Source organism: Bacteroides sp. UBA939 (assembly GCF_002293435.1).
GTDB lineage: Bacteria > Bacteroidota > Bacteroidia > Bacteroidales > Bacteroidaceae > Bacteroides.
The window spans coordinates 1-17,570 of record NZ_DBDF01000151.1; the positions used below are offsets into that span (position 1 = coordinate 1).

The 17,570-nt window shown below is 45.7% G+C and carries 14 protein-coding genes; 3 read left to right on the forward strand and 11 right to left on the reverse strand.

Translation table 11 applies throughout. From position 1 onward, the window contains the following. Positions 1-416: 416 nt before the first annotated feature. The 5 genes from B2Z67_RS09340 to B2Z67_RS09360 form a co-directional block, all read right to left on the reverse strand. Positions 417-1,262, reverse strand: a complete 846-nt coding sequence (locus tag B2Z67_RS09340) for an FAD:protein FMN transferase (protein ID WP_291529556.1) — start codon at positions 1,260-1,262, stop codon at positions 417-419. An 84-nt stretch (positions 1,263-1,346) separates the two neighbouring features. Continuing rightward, on the reverse strand, positions 1,347-2,687 hold the full coding sequence (locus tag B2Z67_RS09345; protein ID WP_291529557.1) for a 3-keto-disaccharide hydrolase: 1,341 nt from the start codon (positions 2,685-2,687) through the stop codon (positions 1,347-1,349). A gap of 258 nt (positions 2,688-2,945) precedes the next feature. Next, positions 2,946-4,364: a Gfo/Idh/MocA family oxidoreductase gene (locus B2Z67_RS09350; RefSeq protein WP_291529558.1), complete on the reverse strand. Its 1,419-nt coding sequence runs from the start codon at positions 4,362-4,364 to the stop codon at positions 2,946-2,948. Positions 4,365-4,447: 83 nt separating this feature from the next. Continuing rightward, positions 4,448-4,702, reverse strand: a complete 255-nt coding sequence (locus B2Z67_RS09355) for a hypothetical protein (protein WP_291529559.1) — start codon at positions 4,700-4,702, stop codon at positions 4,448-4,450. Continuing rightward, a complete protein-coding gene (locus B2Z67_RS09360; protein ID WP_291529560.1) occupies positions 4,699-5,991 on the reverse strand; it encodes a Gfo/Idh/MocA family protein in 1,293 nt (430 codons plus the stop codon). The genes B2Z67_RS09355 and B2Z67_RS09360 overlap by 4 nt, the downstream gene beginning before the upstream one ends. Positions 5,992-6,528: 537 nt before the next feature. Here B2Z67_RS09360 and B2Z67_RS09365 point away from each other — a divergent pair. Beyond that, on the forward strand, positions 6,529-7,656 hold the full coding sequence (locus tag B2Z67_RS09365) for an AAA family ATPase (protein ID WP_291529561.1): 1,128 nt from the start codon (positions 6,529-6,531) through the stop codon (positions 7,654-7,656). Between the two features lie 366 nt (positions 7,657-8,022). Here the strand turns inward: B2Z67_RS09365 and B2Z67_RS09370 are convergent, their stop codons facing one another. The 3 genes from B2Z67_RS09370 to B2Z67_RS09380 are packed head-to-tail and all read right to left on the reverse strand — an operon-like array spanning position 8,023 to position 10,245. Further along, positions 8,023-8,238: an immunity 17 family protein gene (locus B2Z67_RS09370; protein ID WP_291529562.1), complete on the reverse strand. Its 216-nt coding sequence runs from the start codon at positions 8,236-8,238 to the stop codon at positions 8,023-8,025. A gap of 9 nt (positions 8,239-8,247) precedes the next feature. After that, positions 8,248-8,673, reverse strand: coding sequence for a tRNA (adenosine(37)-N6)-threonylcarbamoyltransferase complex ATPase subunit type 1 TsaE (gene tsaE / locus B2Z67_RS09375; RefSeq protein WP_291529563.1), 426 nt, complete (start codon positions 8,671-8,673; stop codon positions 8,248-8,250). 51 nt (positions 8,674-8,724) lie between these two features. Further along, entirely contained in the window at positions 8,725-10,245 is a 1,521-nt protein-coding gene (locus B2Z67_RS09380) for an RNA-binding domain-containing protein (protein WP_291529564.1), read from the reverse strand. A gap of 142 nt (positions 10,246-10,387) precedes the next feature. Between B2Z67_RS09380 and B2Z67_RS09385 the strand changes: the two genes are divergently transcribed. Further along, complete coding sequence (locus B2Z67_RS09385) at positions 10,388-10,528, forward strand: hypothetical protein (RefSeq protein ID WP_291529565.1); 141 nt, start codon at positions 10,388-10,390, stop codon at positions 10,526-10,528. Between the two features lie 112 nt (positions 10,529-10,640). Then, positions 10,641-11,999, forward strand: coding sequence for an ATP-binding protein (locus tag B2Z67_RS09390; protein ID WP_291529566.1), 1,359 nt, complete (start codon positions 10,641-10,643; stop codon positions 11,997-11,999). 3 nt (positions 12,000-12,002) lie between these two features. On the opposite strand, the gene B2Z67_RS09395 is transcribed toward B2Z67_RS09390, so the two are convergent. The 3 genes from B2Z67_RS09395 to B2Z67_RS09405 form a co-directional block, all read right to left on the reverse strand. Beyond that, positions 12,003-13,562: a bifunctional response regulator/alkaline phosphatase family protein gene (locus tag B2Z67_RS09395; protein ID WP_291529567.1), complete on the reverse strand. Its 1,560-nt coding sequence runs from the start codon at positions 13,560-13,562 to the stop codon at positions 12,003-12,005. A gap of 33 nt (positions 13,563-13,595) precedes the next feature. Beyond that, positions 13,596-16,586 (reverse strand): tetratricopeptide repeat protein, encoded by a 2,991-nt coding sequence (locus tag B2Z67_RS09400; protein ID WP_291529569.1) that lies wholly within the window; start codon positions 16,584-16,586, stop codon positions 13,596-13,598. A gap of 71 nt (positions 16,587-16,657) precedes the next feature. After that, positions 16,658-17,473 (reverse strand): metal ABC transporter permease, encoded by an 816-nt coding sequence (locus tag B2Z67_RS09405; protein WP_291529568.1) that lies wholly within the window; start codon positions 17,471-17,473, stop codon positions 16,658-16,660. Positions 17,474-17,570: the final 97 nt, after the last annotated feature.

Below are 17,570 nucleotides of genomic sequence, written 5' to 3' on the forward strand. Positions count from 1 at the left end.
CCCGTTCGAGCACCATCTATATCGCGTGCAGCCAAAAATCAGGAATCCGAGGGATGCAAGTATTGTAGTCAAGGAACACAAGCATTGCATTTACGAAACACAAGCAATACATTTACGGAACACAAGCAATACATTTCTGAACCACAAGTGTTCTGCGCGAGCCACGCAAGTGTTTCTCAAAAGGCTTTATAGCAATAACAAGAAGGCGTGTAGGTAAAAAAGCTGCATACACCCTAAAAAAGTTGCTGCCACCACTACTCTAACACCGATGAATAAGGCGATACAGCGTGTGAGTGTAGGTATGCAAGTAAAAATGTAAAATCATGGGATATGCGCGCACACGCGTACGCGCGCGTACATTATAATGCAACCTGAGTTCGATATAATTTTAGAATGGGGAAAAGAATTGTGCTACATCAAAGGTCGAGAATCAGACGAGGGCGGAACTCCGCTTCCAGAGCCTTCCGCTGATGGGCGTCAGCTACAAACAAAGCTGTCGACAGAACTTCGCCTACGGATCCGTCTGCCGTAACAACTGCTACTCCTCTTTTCCCTTCTACCAGCTCTCCGGTCTGAGGGTTGATGATGTGTTTCCGTTCGTTCGAATCGTTACCCGAAGTAGTGAGACATTCATTTTGCAGCAGCAGCTCCGGCCGTTCCCCCGGTTGCGAGGCGGCTATTTGCCCAAAATCAACCTTCCAGCCATCAGCCAGAGGGTGATGGCCTAAAGCCAGCACAGAACTGTTTCCCATGTTGGCCAGCGCATTCTCCACGCCGTAATGTTGCAGCAGTTCGCGTATCTTTTCAAGGGCGTATCCTTTCAGGAATCCGGAAAGGTTAATGGTCAGCCCCGGCTGCAAGAAATGAAGGGTATGTTCTTGAGGTGACAGTTGGACATTGCGAATGGAGTGAGTCGTATAATTAGCCGAATGGACGGTAACATCAAAACATCCGCCTGTCCGTGCATGACAATCCACGCAGAAAGCGAGCATATCGTAAAGCTCCGGGCTGACTGGTTGCGGGCAGACGGCGGCAGTGCGGTTCAACCGCGCCAGCTCACTGTCCGCATCGTAATAGTTGCCCATCTTTTCCAAACTACGCAGCATTTCATAAACAGCGCCTACCACAAGCATCAGCGCCTCTTCGCCCTGACGGCTGCACAGCACAATATCAACGCGCGTATGCATCGACGGAAACCAGGCATAAAGCACTGCACCCTGTGAAGCTGAGAATTTGTAGAGATGTTGAATTACATTCGACATTGTCACTTTCGTACTCACTTCTTCGAGAAAATGAAAAGGCAAGCCACAAACGCGCGACTTGCCTTTCCGAAGACATAATATTGATTACAGTTCCTTGATCTTTATATTCTTGAACCACACTTCATCTCCATGGTCTTGCAGAAGAATGTTGCCCAGTTCCGAATTGCCGAAGTTAGGCCAATCTTTATACTTGCTATAATCCACCAATGCATCCCACATCTGGTTCTGACGCGTGTACTCAATCAGTTTCACGCCATTCAGCCAATGCTCTACATAGTTACCCTGTACGATAATCATAGCCGTATTGAAGTCTCTCTTGTTGAAAGGCTTGTTTTCCGGAGCGGGAATCAAGTCGTAAAGTGAACCCAGTGTACGGTTGCCGTTTACGCCCAGCTTGGCATCGGGATGCTTTTCGTCGTCGAGTATCTGGAATTCGCAACCAATGGCCGAACCGGCTCCCTTGTTCATATCAGGGTTCACGAAATATTTCACTCCACTGTTGGCGCCTTCGGTAATCTTGAAATCTACTTTCAGGATGAAGTTCCTGTATTGTTTGGTTGTTACAATGTCACCGCCGTTAGCCGATTCTGCACCGCCGCTCTTTATTACTTTCAGGATACCGTCTTCCATCTTCCAGCCTTTTTCGGGGAAAGTATTCAGTCTTGCTCCTCTCCAACCTTCGGAAGTCTTACCGTCCCAAAGGAGCGCCCAGCCTTCTTTGGCTTCGTTCGGAGAGATTGTGTTGGTGATGGCATTCACTTCCGGCGCTTTCTTGGCAGTCTGATAGTTTGCTACGTCTGTAGTGCAGATGCGTATGTCCTTCCAACTGACAGTTTTGCCTTCATCGGCTGCATTACCGATGGCGTGCACTTGCAGAGCGATAAAGCCAACGGGCGTCATATCGTCCCAGACATTGGCGCAAGGTACTCCGTTGATATAGGTAGTGATAGAATTGCCTACGGCTTCGATGCGAGCCTTGTTCCACTCGTTGTTCTTGAAGGCGCTTTGGGCTGCCGGATTCTTCGTCAAGGGATAAAGCCAGTTGCGACGGGCTTCATCATATATACCACCCGACCATGCGCGCTTCGACGGGTCTATCTCAAACTGATAGCCGTGTACACGACCATTTTGATACTCTTTCTTGCTTTCACTGCGAAGTTGTACACCGGAGTTCAGTCCGTCGTCTATCTTGAAATCAAACTCCAGGATGAAGTCGCCATAGGTTTTCTTTGTAGCGAGGAATGTGTTGGGTGTTCCCATCTTGGAGATGCCTACAATGGCGCCATCCACTACTTTGTATTCGGCTTTGCCATTCAGCTTCTTCCAGCCGTTCAGGTTCTTGCCATTGAAAAGAGGCTCCCAGTTCTGCGCCGAAAGCACAGGTGCACAACACAAAAGCAGAAGCAATAAATAATTCTTTCTCATACTTGATGTTTTTTTTATTGATTATGTAATAGTTTAAATTGGTTTTATGAATGATGATTTAGCGAAGCGGAGCTTCGCAGTGATTAGTGATTAGTGTTTAGTGATTAGTGATTAACAAGAGTATCTCTGTCAGCGAAGCTAATAGAGATACTCCTGTTAATCACTAAGAAGAAAAAGAATCCGCGTTCGTCCGCTTAATCCGTGTCGTTCGCGTATCTATTCTTACCACTAAATTATTATCTAAACACTCATCACTAATTACAGTTTATAGAACTCATCCCATCCCTTGCGAGGCGGCACAGCCGCCAACATTGCATTCGCAAATTCATTATTCGTAATCTGCTTCGTGCGTGGATCAAAGAATATTTGCGTATTGAGGCGCTGCGCTATTACGCCCAAAGAGAACACCTGGCTCAACACACCGTTTATTTCAAACGGAGAGCGAGTCTTTTCCTGTCCCATACAAGCCAACAGGAAGTTCTTGAAGTGGTTTGACGGACTCTTTGGAACTTCCGGCAACTTACCAGCCATTTCCTTAGCCTTCTCCTCGGGTATAATGGACAGTGTACTGCCATGAGTACCTCCCTTGAATGTTAAATCCTTTGTATAAATAATCTTTCCGGGATTCAATTTAGAAGCCGGTGTATCTCCTTGATTCGTAGCAGGAATGTTAGGATCCAGCCCGGATACGCCATAACCGGCGGGGATGGGAGGAAGATTATCCAGTCCGTCATACCAGGTAATGTCAACCGGCGGCATGCCCTTACGTTGCGGGAAGCGGAACAGGATAGTGGAAGAGTAAGGATAGAAATAATCATTGTGCCCGTTGGCGTACTTCATGCTCACTTCATACGGCAATCCCAGTTCCAGGAATTCGTGAACCGTATCCAGAATATGCGCACCCCAGTCGCCTAAGCAGCCCATTCCGAAGTCGTACCAGCAACGCCACTGTCCCAAGTGATAATCCTTATTATAGTCATGATAAGGAGCAGCGCACAGCCATGTATTCCAATCCATATCCTTCGGCAATTGCTGACCTTCGGGGAATTTATAGATATTTGTATCCCATGAGTGCCAACGGCGGGGATTGTTCATGTGCGCTGTTACAGCCGTCACATCCTTAATGATACCGGCATCCATCCATGCCTTGAACTGGAAGTAGTTACCTTCCGAGTGTCCCTGATTACCCACTTGCGTAGCCAGGTTAGGACGCTTCCGAGCAGCCTGCATCAACAGTTCGGCTTCATAGAAAGTACGAGCCAATGGCTTTTCCACATACACATGTTTACCCGATGCCAAAGCCAGCATGCTGATAGGGAAATGAGAGTGGTCGGGCGTTGCTATAGCTACCGCATCAAAATCATTACCCGCCTTGTCAAACAGTTCGCGGAAGTCGCGGAAGCGCTTTGCATTCGGATAGAGGTTCATTACTTTCTGGGTATGGGCAGCTCCCATATCGACGTCGCACAGAGCCACAACTTCGACCATACCGGTACGTGCAAAATCACCGATAATCTGTTCACCACGGTTTCCGATGCCGATATAGGCAATCTTCACTTTATCCGTTACTTTCTTTTGTGATGTAGAAGACTGAGCGCCCAGTACATCACCGGCGCCCAATGCCAATCCGGCGGAAGCCATGGTCATGGTCTTTAAAAAATCTCTTCGTGTAGTCATATTCCAATGGTATTTTTTAGTTTACTTGAATATTATCATTTTATACTTTATGAATCAGGAGTTAAGGAGTTAGCTATAACTCCTCATTCGCATGCTTGATCCCTTTTCTTTAGAAACAGGTTTCTTATCCCATAAAACAGAATGCGCAAAATAGTCCAGAAGACATAAAGCACGCACGAAAATGTAATGACATAGAATATAGAGGTCAGCATCTCCGAGAAAGGAGTCTTATAGGAAATAATTGCATATAGATTTGCCAGATTGCCTATAACAAAGCATGCCAGTAAGGTTAGCAATTCTATTTTCTTTCGGCGGGCGGTAAGGAGTGTATCTTTCATACGGCTTCGGGTGTTTTAGCTTGATGGTTCAGATAGTTTATTTTATACTCATCGGGGAAACAGAGCATCCGTTCCTCCTGCAAGGCCTGATCGCCCAACAGGCAAAGCATACTTGCATAATACCCTTCTTCGGCTATATGTTCCGGCTGTTTGCGGGTAATGACGGCTTCCACATAAGCTTCCAACAATAAAGAAGTACCGTCCGATTTGGGTCGCTCTCCTATGATAAAGTCACCTTTGTTTTCATTGGCAGTTTCCGGCGCCCAGCTTGTTCCGGCAAAAGGCAGGGTTTCAAATACTTTGTTCTCCCAATCATTGATCATTTGCAGGAATCCGGGTGCAGGAGGTACATTTTCAAAATAATATTTCCCTTTTTCCGGTTCCACTGTTCCTAAATTGCCCATGATCTGTTCTTCCAGACCATAGAACTTATTGGATATCACAGAGCCGAATGTCATCTTCACACCGTTATCAAATACATAGATACAGTTTATATTATCATATACTTCCCGGCCGTCCTTCCAATAAGTGATAGCTCCATGCCCCATTACTTTCTCGGGAAGCTTCCGTAGCGCCCAGCTTCCTATCTGCAATTGATGGCAAGCCAACTCGGTCATCAATCCTTTGGAATATTCGCGATACAGGCGCCAGTTTATCAGACGTTCCAGTTCAGGCGAAGGTACCGGCCGTCTCCAGTCACCATTCCGGTTCCAGAAAGCACGGATAGCGTTTATCTCGCCAAATGTACCTGCGTGTATCATCTCCATTGCTTTGATATATCGCGGGTCGAAAAGGCGTTGTTGTCCGGTGAAGAATATCTTCCCCGTGCTGATGTGCTTATTATACATGCGGAAGCATTCTTCCATCGTAATACCTATCGACTTCTCACAGAACACGTGTTTGTCGGCATCGAAAGCATCCAGCACAATCTGACAATGGGAATTAAGGGGAGTAGCTACCAGTACGGCATCAATCGTTTTATCTTCCAGCATTTTCCGGTAGTCCGTATAGGTTTTTGCTTTGGGAGCCAGTTCCAATGCACTATCAAGGGAGGGTTGATAGATATCGCACAACGCTACAATCTCCACTTTAGGATTCTGCACCAGGAAACTCATCAAGAAGCGTCCTCTTGATCCGGGTCCTACAATTGCCAAGCGGCATTTCTCATTAGACGTTTTCGTCACTTCCGAAAAAGCAGAAAGCCAAGGACTTGCCGACAGTAGCACCCCGGTGCCAAGCATCCCTATGTCTTTTAGAAACTCTCTTCTGCTGATTAATGTATTCTTCATGCTATGAACTTTAGAATAAATACGATACTACTTTTCCTTCACTCAAGGGAGTGATATAAGAATATTGTGCCAAAATTAATAAAATATTGATATACAGCATATAAGTATTGCTCAAAAAATGCAAAAAAACAGCATCGATGTGCAGCTATACCGAAAGTTTTGTTTCATTCCGTATCGTTTTTAAGCTAATTATGCGAATCAGGAGTTGGTGGAGTTAAAGGGGGTATTAGCCCTCACTGAAAAAATGAAGTGCCGGAATTAAGTTCTCACACCGTTACTCTTATCTCTTTCCGTAGTGATAGCTAAGGAAAATCCTGCCGGATGCAAATATGTTAATCTTCCGCAAGAAGAACAATAAGAATCGGCACCGACACCGACACCTTTATTTTCCTAGCCTGCATTATTCATGCTTCAGGAGTTACAAAGAGTTTGAACTATACATGTATTCCGGAAGATTTTCAGTGAAATTATACATAGATGTATAATACATACATGTATAATTTGTATATTTGTCCATTGATAAATGGAGGATAGAATATGAAATCACCTTTTCAGTATGGAACATTGGTTGATAAAGAGAGTTTTGTTAATCGTGTAGAAGATAGGCGTCAGTTAAAGGATTTCCTTTCTGCCGGTATAAATGTAATGCTGATATCTCCCCGGCGTTGGGGAAAATCTTCACTTGTGAAAGTTGCAATGAATGAGTTGACAGAAGAGAATAAGAGAATGCGTATTTGTTTTATTGACGCATTTAGTGTGAAAACAGAAGCCGAGTTTCTTCAAAGTTTTGCGCGTGAAGTGATTTCATGTGCTTCTTCTACATGGGAAAAACGTTTGGAAGATGTGAAACATTTCCTTACCGGAGTAACTCCCAGCATTACCATAAAGGACAATATGAGCGAAACATTGTCTCTTGATTTAAAACTGGGCTTTGAGGAAAGGCAGGTGATGGATATTCTGGCATTGCCGGAAAGGATAGCAGAAGCAAAGAAAATACATATTATTGTTTGTATTGATGAATTCCAGCAGTTGGCTTTATTGCCTTCGTATCAGTCGTTGGAAGGGAAGATGCGTTCCGTATGGCAAACACAGCAGCGTGTTTCGTATTGTTTTTATGGTAGCAAGCGTCACATGATGCTGGATATATTCAATAAAGCTTCAAATCCGTTCTATCGTTTCGGGCAGGTACTTTTCATGCAAAAGATTGCAAAGGAAGAATGGATACCGTTTATCGTTCACTCTTTCCGGAAAACGGGCAAGGAAATAACGGAGGAACAAGCCGGCTATATTTGTGAGACGGTGAAATGTCACTCCTGGTATGTTCAGCAATATTCATTCTTTGTGTGGACAGCTACGTCAACGAGCGTTTCGGATGAAATTCTGAAACGCCAACTCTGTATGTTGATAGATACCAATATGCCTATGTTCATGTCGGATACGGAGAATCTGACAGCTTCGCAGGTTGCTATGTTGCGTGCCATAACAGATGGGAAATCACAGTTGAATGCGGAAGCTGTCGTCACTAAATATGGGTTAGGTAACCCACAGACAATTACCCGCAATAAGCGAATCCTGATAGAACGTGATTTCGTAGAAAAGCAGGAGGACGCTTTTGCCTTTACAGATCCCATCTTTGAGATCTGGTTCCGGGAACAATATATGTAGTTGATATGTTCTGTTCCATGTATCCGTATCATACATATATAAATTTTATACCGATAAGACCTATACCTGTCAACGCCTGAAGCATGAATAATGCAGGTTAGGATATATAAAACAATATCGAGTCGGCTTTTCTCAAACAGGTTATTTGAACATTTTGAATTTGAAGAAATAAGTTTGTACCTATTGGTAAATAGAGACTGTGGAGATATTCTTAAAGAAAAAGATAAAATAAAAGAACTGTTCTTGAACAGATACGAATTCAATATATAAAGCGTGCTGTTAGGCGTAATATTGAACGCTTCCCAGAGGAGTTTATGTTTGATTCAATTTTTAGCAGCGGTATCTTTCACAGCATTCTCTCACCAATTATACCGGCGGCGTATTCAGGAAGAAGAACACAGACATGCCGATTAGAATTCCCCCCAGTACTCCGTAGAACCAACGGGCTTGCCTACGTCCTACGTTACTCACTATGAACTGTGTGTTACGGGCAGTGAAGAACCACTCCCAATTCAGGATGGCAGCCAGCAGCGATATAATCCCTGCAAACGCAAAGATGCCTTGTACAATGTATTGGCTCATAACGTATAATTAGTTCGGGTTTTCTATTGTCAACTTGCGCGCACCGTCTTCCTCTTCTTCTATAGTGACTTTGATTGTATTTCCCGGTAGTAATTCCTCTACCAGTTCCGGCCATTCAATGAAGCAGAGGGCGCCGCTGTAGAAATAGTCCTCATATCCCATGTCGTACACCTCTTCCAGTTTCTTGATGCGGTAGAAGTCGAAATGATAAATCAGTTCCCCCGCCATGTCAGAGCGGTATTCGTTGACAATGGCAAAAGTAGGGGAGGTGATAACATCTGATACTCCCAGCTCTTCACAAAGCGCTTTGACAAAGGTTGTTTTACCGGCTCCCATTTTTCCATAAAGAGCAAAGACTGTATTGTCGCCCATGACGGCGATGAACTCGCGGGCGGCTTCGCGAAGATGAGACTGAGATTGAATTTTGATTTCCATATTATAATGATGTATAATGCTTGTTTGCAATGATCTACTGTCTTTTTCGTTTTAAGGATTAATTTCAATGCGCCAATAGCCACCAAAGTCCGCGCCTTCACGAGACAAGATACTCATAGACCGCAATTTTGCGATTTGCTTTTCTACGGCACGAGAACTTATACCAATTTTAAGAGCCATAGCTTCGGCTGACATAGAGGGGTCGGAAATGACAAGGTCGATAATCTTCTGTGCTGTTCTACCTATGTTTTTAGGTTTATCCGCAGTCTCTCCGAACTTATTCTCCGAACTTTTAGGGGTCTCTCCGAACCTTCTCTCCGAATTTTCTACGTTTTCTCCGAACTTTTCTTCATTTACGGGGTACTTTTCAAGGGTATTATTAACCCTCTTGGCTACTTCTTCTACAGGTATTCTGCCATTCTTACTCCAATTTAAATTGTAGAAAATTGAAAAAAAAGAAGATGCTTCTGTTTTGTAATACGGTTCTTTGCCGAGTAAGAAGTTCGGTAGTTTTTCTGTTAATTCACGCATCTTGCGTAAACCAGAGCCGCGTTTCTCCATGTAGTCAAGTTGGGTAAACATATCGGCAATGACAGGGTTGCGGCGTAAAGAAGGAACACTGTATATGTCTCTGTCCTGAATTTGTGTACCATCAAGCATTGCACCGGGTGACACCAACTCTACACGGTCGTCATAAATATCAATATGTACCTCACCGCCCATTACTGTGTAATCTCTATGAATAAGATGGTTTACTAATCCTTCAAAGATAGCACGGTCGGAATAGTCTGGGAGGTTAAGGCGATAGTTGGGCATCTTCACCCAGCCACTCATGGTGTAGTTGTTGATAAAATCCATGCCATATTTTAAGAGCAACACAAGGTTTGCCCGATGTTCTATGGAGCTGATGGCATCATCTTTATATAATCCGCTCCAACGGGTACAGAAGATACGTGATTGGAATATGGTGCAGTTGTCCACAAACAGTAATCCGGCATTGGTCAGTTTATCGTCCGATGTTACCAGACCGAATGATTCCAAATATTTGTCGTTCCATTCGTGATGGGTTTGCTCACGGAAGGTATTGGCAAGAATAATGAAAGAATGTTTGTTGGCATCTACTTGGGTAGGAAGTGAATCCCATGTCATGTGTGTACCTTTCAATACCAACGAAAGTAGTTGTTGAGAGTTGCATTCTACACTTTCATTACCCACTCTTGTATAGGCAGTGCGTGTTCCGTCTTGATAATAATAATAAGGTGTCAACATTCCTGCTTTTACTTTCACCTCAAGTAGAGTATGCCCTTCATGTTCTATCGGAATAAGTTGTACTTCCGGCACAGGGTCAAGTCTTGCCTTTATCATTTCACTGATAAAGTCTGCATCGGCTTGCGGATTCTCCAAACCTACAATTATTCCATCATCGTTCACTCCATAGAATAAACTGCCACCGTCTGTATTGGCAAAAGCCGATACGGATTTGAGCCATGACTTCACTTTTTTACGTTCCAACATTTCCTTGAAATCGTAGGCTGAGCATTCCGCTATTAATGTATTGTTATGTATCTGCATCGTTTTTTATTATTGTTCGGGTATAACACCCTAATATCATTTACAAAGGTAAGGATAAAACCGAAGAACCTGTTAAATCACTGCTTTCTTTTGATTTTTATACGTTTACATCACATTGTTTGTGAGTAAAAAACGTACTTTTATGGGCAAGAGATGTTGTTGCTTATGGATGCTTATATTCGGATTTCCTCCATTGAAATACCCCATGCTGGAAAGTATCCGTATAGTAACAGACATAGTGATTGTAATTGGGATAGTACAGAAAGTGCGCATTGCAGGGTAAAATAACACTTTTAAAAGTGCGCATTGCAGGGTAAAAACGCTATTCTTAACTTGCGTATTGCAGAAAATATCTTTAAATTTGCCTGTTGACAAGAAGATAAATACTGAATAACATGCTATTTAAACGCAAATTGTACGATAAACTGCTGGCTTGGAAACAGCAGGTGGCAGGCACTAAGGCACTTCTGATAGAAGGTGCCCGACGAATAGGCAAATCCACTTTAGTGGAGGAGTTCGCAAGGAATGAATACCGAAGTTATCTCTTGATTGATTTCAATCTGGTGAGCGACTCAGTTATTTCAGCCTTTAACAATTACATGAACGATCTCGACACTTTTTTCCTAATCCTCTCTTCGGAATATGGCGTGAAACTTTATCCCAAGGAATCCATCATCATATTTGATGAAATACAACAATTCCCAAAAGCCCGGCAAACGATAAAGTATCTGGTTGCAGATGGGCGATTCGACTATGTAGAAACGGGTTCGCTCATTTCCATCAAAGAAAATGTAAAGGATATAACCGTTCCCTCGGAAGAGAGGACACTCCCTATGTATCCGATGGACTTCGAGGAGTTTGCTTGGGCAATGAATGAAGAGCCATTGATGACTTATATCCGCCAATGCTTTGACAAAAAGGAGCCTTTGGAACAGGGACTTCACGCAAAGGCTATGCTGTTGTTCCGTCAATACATGATTGTGGGCGGCATGCCGAAAAGCGTGTCGGCGTATTTGGAAAATGACCGGAGTTTCGAAAGTGCCGATATGGAAAAGAGAGATATACTAACACTGTACCGGAATGACATCATGAAGATAAAGTCGGGCTACCGCTCGAACGTACTGAGCATATTCGACCAGATTCCGGCTTTTCTTTCGCGTTCGGAAAGACGGGTAGTGATGAACCGCATTGAAAAGGGAGCAAGCTTCCCAAAGTATCATGATACTTTCTTTTGGCTCTCCGATTCGAAAATCGCCAATGAATGCTTTAACTGTTCGGATCCTAACGTGGGACTCTCCCTGAATGAAGACAGGACATACGTGAAGTGCTATATGGGTGATACCGGACTACTCATCAGCCATACCTTTGATGAGAATGAGATCTCTGACGGAGAACTGTACCGGGAAATCCTATTGGGAAAACTATCAATAAGCGAGGGTATGTTCTATGAGAACGTAATTGCACAGATGTTGGTAGCTGCCGGACACAAGCTTTACTTCTATACGCGATACAATGAAGGGAAGCACCGCAACGATGTGGAAATAGATTTTATCTTGTCGAACCACAGCAAGCTGAAATATAAGATCTATCCGATAGAAGTGAAATCGAATGAAAAATATACCATTCGCTCGCTTACCCGGTTCAATGAGAGTTTCCGTCAGCGCATAGGGGAGTGCTATGTGATTCATCCAAAGAACCTGTCTATAAAGGAAGGAGTGGTGTATCTGCCTGCCTATATGACCTTCTGTTTGTAGTCTCTAACTCCGCCCACTCAACGTAATAAGCGGTATAATCATTTCCTCCATCGAAATACCCCCATGCTGGAAAGTATCCGTATAGTAGCTGACATAATGATTGTAATTATTGGGATAGGCAAAGAAATCGCGTCCCATAGCAAAGATGTAGCGCGTGCTTACGTTGGGTGAAGGCAAGTGAACATCGGCAGGACGAGCAATTTCGAACACCTGTTTCGGATTGTATGTCATATTGCGCGATAGTTTGTAGCGCAGATTGGCATTGATATCCTTGCTGTTGCTCTGTACTTTGATGGGATTGTCCACGCGGATACTGCCGTGGTCGGTAGTAATAACGACGCGATACCGGCGATTGGCAAGCGCTCTCAGCAAATCTCCCAAAGGGGAATGGCGGAACCATGAAAGCGTAATGCTGCGGTAAGCAGCTTCCGTTGAGGCAAGCTCACGTATCATTTTACTTTCCGTGCGGCTGTGACTCAGCATATCTATAAAGTTGAACACAGCAACATTCAGAGTATTCTGAGCCAATGCAGGCAACTGTGCCAGCAACCGTTCCGCACTTGCCGCATCATTTATCTTATGATAAGAGAAGGTATCGCTACGGCGGTAACGCTCAATAATGGTGCGTATCAATGGAGCTTCATTCAAATTCTTGCTTTCCTCATTTTCCTCCTCCACCCATAGTTCGGGGAAGAACTGCGCTATCTGGTCGGGCATAAAGCCGGAGAAGATGGCATTACGGGCATATTGTGTAGCTGTGGGCAAGATGCTGAAGTACAGTTGCTCGTCTATATTGAACAAGGTGGACAGATCGTTGGCGATGACGCGCCACTGGTCGTAACGGAAGTTATCCAATACGATGAAGAAGACTTTCTCGCCCTTGTCCAATAGCGGGAAGAGAATACGCTTGAAGATATCCGGACTCATTAACGGGCGTTCGGATTCCGTTCCTTTTGCGGAAACCCAGTTCACATAATTCTTCTTGATAAACTTTGCAAAGGCGGCATTGGCTTCTGCTTTCTGCATGGCGAGCATCTCGCTCATGGGGCTTTCCGTGGCTTCCAGTTCCAGTTCCCAATAAACGAGGCGGCGATACAGCTCTATCCAATCGCCTGCCGTCAGCGAATCGTTAATCTGCATCCCTATCTTACCGAAGTTTTGCTGGTAGCCCGTTTGTGCGGCTTCGCTGACAATATCTTTGTGGTGCAGGTTCTTCTTTAGCGACAACAATATCTGGTTAGGGTTGACGGGCTTGATAAGATAGTCCGCTATCTTCTGCCCGATAGCCATGTCCATGATGTTTTCTTCTTCACTCTTGGTAATCATGACTACCGGTACGGCGGGAGAAATATCCTTTATCAGCGCCAGTGTTTGCAGACCGCTCAGTCCGGGCATGTTTTCGTCCAGCAGAATAAGGTCGTAAGACGTGGTGCGGCAACGGTCGAGTGCATCCTGCCCGTTGGTTACGGTATCCACTTCGTACCCTTTGCCCTGCAGAAACAGAATGTGCGGCCGCAATAAGCTGATTTCATCGTCCACCCAAAGAAGTTTATCTTTCTTCATATCTCGTATGCGTTTTCATTCCTCGTATGCGTTTCATTCCTCAAAGATAACACCATTTTCCGGGTCGTCCTCTTCCGCCGGCGGATTTTCTTCTTTCCGGAGCTGCTCTTCCTCTGTCGGTAGGTTCAGCAGAGGCTCATCCAATGTGTAGCCTTTTAACTCCGGCTCCGGAATGGAGGAGAAGTGACTCCGGTAGAAAGCATCGTAATCATCAAAGCTATATTGCTTAATCAGAAGTTCATAATTGGCTTCGGATATGAGCACGGCGCGCATACCACTGAGGCGTGTCGCCATCTCAGGATGGGCGTAGAGCCGGCGGAAATACTGCTGCGCTTCATCATAGTTATTGAATGGACGGATTTGCAGCATACCGATACCTCTTTCACGAACAAAGGCAAGGTCGAAGTTCTTAACCAGGAATGTGGAGAAATTATAGCGCGCTACTTCAAACAGAAGCATGTTCTCATTCACTTTTCCCTCTTCATAAGCAAGAATAAAAAGGAACGGTGCGTTGCGCTCCGTACTAAATGCACTGTCGGCTGCAAGGATGCCTGAAGAAGCGTTCAGACTGTCACCAAGTAGACTGCCCGCCTTGGCAAGATCATTGCGGCGTTGCCAGATAGAGCCGAAAGTATGGCTATCAGCGGATAATAAACGGCCTTCCTGTACACCTTTCAGAATATGGGCGGCGAGATCCGTAATTTCGTTCCCCGGATACCGGCGCACAAGTTCCTTGAGAATGGCAAGAAATTCACCGCTTTCACCTTCTTGCAACCGGGTAACAGCGTCCAGGAACATAAACTTAGGCCGATGTTTCCCCAGCGGATATATCTCGGAAGAAACACGGGCAGAAGCGCGCACTGCCGCAGTATCTCCGGACTGAAAACATTCGTAAGCGCGTGCGTAGAGTGAATCCTCACGCTGCCTGCCATGTACAGCATTCCCGGCGAAGTCAGGGTCAGCCAGCGTCTTGGCGTAACGGCTCTCGGGGAAACGGGCAATCAACTCCGATTTGTATCTCTCCGCCTTGGCTAAACGAGAATCCGAGTTGCGCTCCTGTTCGTAATAATTAGCCGCCAACTCAGTGAGGAATAACTGATAATACACTTCATCCGCTTGCTCATACTCCGGAAACTCTGTTACAAGCCGTTCGAATATTGCTTCCGCCTGCTGAAGGTTATTCATCCGGTCTCTGAATATGATTCCGGCATTGTACAAAGCCTCCGACAGCAATGCGTTAGAAGCCTCCATCGCCTTCTCAGTCAATGGAATCTGTGCCAGATAATATTCCGGTCGATGCCTGTCACCGGCCGAACTGTCGGCAGCCGCTTCACCGTCTTCACTTTCCCGGACTACAGGCGCATCTGCCGTCTCATCCTGCAGGGGAGAACTCTGAATCGTATCATTTCCGGCGCTTTCTTCCGGCGTGCTGTAATCTATCTCCTCAAAGTCGTCCAGCTCAACGACTGTCTTGTTCTTTCTTCTCCAGTTATCTTCCAGCTTTCTTCGTCCCCACAATCGCTGAAATTCCGCTTTTCCTTGTTCCACCAGTTGAGGATTGTAAAAGTACCATTCCTGTTTTCCTCCCATAGCCGGTTGCGGAAGCGCAGCAGTATTGCTTTGCCCCGGACGGGTAACCATTGCACCGGCTGGCTGCTGGCTGTTTGCTTCAAGAAGCACCTGTTGCCTGTTGGCTTCCCGTGTTGCATCTTCCGCTGCTTTGCGTTCCGCTTCTTCCCGGGCAATCACCTGGGCGATAATACCCTCTATCGCTGCCATCCGTTCTCCCTCCGTTAGCCCGGCAAGATGCCGAAGGCTGTCCTGCAAATGAATCACATTGACGTGCGGAACCAGTTCATCCAGAATCTCCGAACGCGTAGTAGCAGTGGCATATTCCCGCTGCGTCTTGTCTATCAGCCCTATGGCTTCCGTATATGCTTTTTGCGCTTCGGCGTAGCGTGCCTGCTGCCAGTACAAGTTACCCAGCGTGAGTTGCAGGATACCCTTCTCCGCCCCATTCCGCCGGCTCTTTTCCACTCCTTTGTGATAAGCGTCGAGAGCCTGCACCGTATCTTTCCCGGCAAGATAAACATTGCCGAGCGCATAATAAATCTGATCCAGATATTCCTCGTTCTTCTCGTCGCGGCTGAGGCGTAGTAACCTTCCGGTCGTTTTACGGATATCCGTTGCAGACATCACTTCCGTCTGGCGGATACGGGCGCTAAGTTCCAACTCATACGGCGGGTTCAGACGGATTGCCTTACCGTAAGCCTGATAGGCTTGTTCCGGTTGTTGCAACAATTGATAAGTTTGCCCTAAAAGATAATAGCATCGTGCCTTTTGCTGTTTGTTCTTCTCGCTTCCGGCAGTTCGTTCCAGATACGGTATGACTTCCCTGTATCGCTTACTGTCCAATAGAAAAATGGCTGTTGCCGATGCATAAGTATCGCCCAGTGACAAAGGCAAACTGTCATTATTCACCCTGTTCAGGGCATCTTCCGCATCATACTGCCAACCCAATGCGGAATAGCAGCGCGCCAACCGTATCAGCGCTTCGGAAGTTATCCGGTTTTGCCCCTCATAAAGTCTTGCTATGTACGAGAAGGTTGCGGCGGCCTCCGAAAAATCTCCCTTCTGATACTGCGCTTTGCCTAACAGCATCCAGGCGCGATGCATAAAAGGATTGAACTCCCGGCGCGCCAACCATTTCTTGTACTCGTCGGTGTATGCCCGTCCGGGCTTGCGGGCTGGACGCCGCTTGATAGAATGCTGCCGAATGGCTTTCTGCGCTTTCTCGATGGCGCGGTCAAAGTCGGAAGCGCCGATGCCTGCGGAGGTTTTATTGTTTATGGGATAAAGGGGAAGCATCTCCATGTAGTTATCTTTATTCCCCTGTTGCTGTGCTTCCAAGCCGGCTTTGTAAGCTTCGTTGCCGTTGAAGTAAATGTTGTACCGGGTAGTAAGGGCATGATAAAAGCGTGTACCGGCAGTGTTCTTCCGGGTAGAACATCCGGCAACGAGCATCAAAGTGATTAAGATGCCAACCAGGTATAATGCTTTGCGTTTCAACTATACCGATAGATTTTACGGGTTCTCTATTTTTGCCGTAAAGATAAGTAAAAACTCTTTCCCAGCTTACATATCGCATATATAATAATGGAAAAGAAGATGATAGCCGCTCCGGACGGCACATTGAGATAATAAGAAATGATCAGTCCGCCCAGGCAACTGATATAACCGATGCCGACGGATAGCCAAATGATACGATGAAAGCGGTGTGAAAACAGGTTCGCCGTCATTTGCGGGATGGTGAGCAGGGATATGACCAACACAATGCCCACCATGCGCAGGCAGGCAACGATAGTCAATGCGATGAACATCATCAGCACATACTCGAACGTCTGCACCGGGATTCCCTGCGAACGCGCAAATTCCCTGTCGAAGGCAACGTAAACAATCGGGCGCAGGTAGAGGATGAAGAAGACAGTCAATATCACTGCAAGTCCTGCCAGCAAGGCGATGTCTCCCAATGTGATGGTCAGGATATTGCCGAACAGATAGGCTGAAAGATCAGGTGCAAAACCCGGTGAAAGGAAAGTAAACATGATACCCAGCGCCATGCCCAGCGTCCAGAATACTGCGATGGCGGAGTCCTCGCGCATGTCATTGCGTTTGCTGAGCCATTCCACTCCGAAAGCCGACAGTACGGCAAACACGGCAGCCGACAGGATAGGGGATATGCCCGTGTACAGTCCCAGGCCGATGCCTCCAAAAGAAGCGTGCGTCAGTCCGCCGCTGATAAACACCAGCCGCCTGGTCACGATATATGTACCGATAAGCCCGCAGACAATACTTGCCAACAGGCTGCCGATGAGGGCGTGTTGAAAGAAGGTATATTGCAGTAAATCCACGTTGTATAGTTTGAGTAATGATTTAAAATTAATCTTATAAATGAGAATTTAGCGAAGCGGAGCTTCGCAGTGAGTAGGGTTTAGTGATTAGTGATTA

Bases quoted from the DNA above. Each gene is read 5' to 3' on its own strand.
- B2Z67_RS09340 (WP_291529556.1), bottom strand. From the start codon at position 1,262: ATGTCGAATGTAATTCAACATCTCTACAAATTCTCAGCTTCACAGGGT.
- B2Z67_RS09345 (WP_291529557.1), bottom strand. From the start codon at position 2,687: ATGAGAAAGAATTATTTATTGCTTCTGCTTTTGTGTTGTGCACCTGTG.
- B2Z67_RS09350 (WP_291529558.1), bottom strand. From the start codon at position 4,364: ATGACTACACGAAGAGATTTTTTAAAGACCATGACCATGGCTTCCGCC.
- B2Z67_RS09355 (WP_291529559.1), bottom strand. From the start codon at position 4,702: ATGAAAGATACACTCCTTACCGCCCGCCGAAAGAAAATAGAATTGCTA.
- B2Z67_RS09360 (WP_291529560.1), bottom strand. From the start codon at position 5,991: ATGAAGAATACATTAATCAGCAGAAGAGAGTTTCTAAAAGACATAGGG.
- B2Z67_RS09365 (WP_291529561.1), top strand. From the start codon at position 6,529: ATGAAATCACCTTTTCAGTATGGAACATTGGTTGATAAAGAGAGTTTT.
- B2Z67_RS09370 (WP_291529562.1), bottom strand. From the start codon at position 8,238: ATGAGCCAATACATTGTACAAGGCATCTTTGCGTTTGCAGGGATTATA.
- tsaE (WP_291529563.1), bottom strand. From the start codon at position 8,673: ATGGAAATCAAAATTCAATCTCAGTCTCATCTTCGCGAAGCCGCCCGC.
- B2Z67_RS09380 (WP_291529564.1), bottom strand. From the start codon at position 10,245: ATGCAGATACATAACAATACATTAATAGCGGAATGCTCAGCCTACGAT.
- B2Z67_RS09385 (WP_291529565.1), top strand. From the start codon at position 10,388: ATGGGCAAGAGATGTTGTTGCTTATGGATGCTTATATTCGGATTTCCT.
- B2Z67_RS09390 (WP_291529566.1), top strand. From the start codon at position 10,641: ATGCTATTTAAACGCAAATTGTACGATAAACTGCTGGCTTGGAAACAG.
- B2Z67_RS09395 (WP_291529567.1), bottom strand. From the start codon at position 13,562: ATGAAGAAAGATAAACTTCTTTGGGTGGACGATGAAATCAGCTTATTG.
- B2Z67_RS09400 (WP_291529569.1), bottom strand. From the start codon at position 16,586: ATGCTCGTTGCCGGATGTTCTACCCGGAAGAACACTGCCGGTACACGC.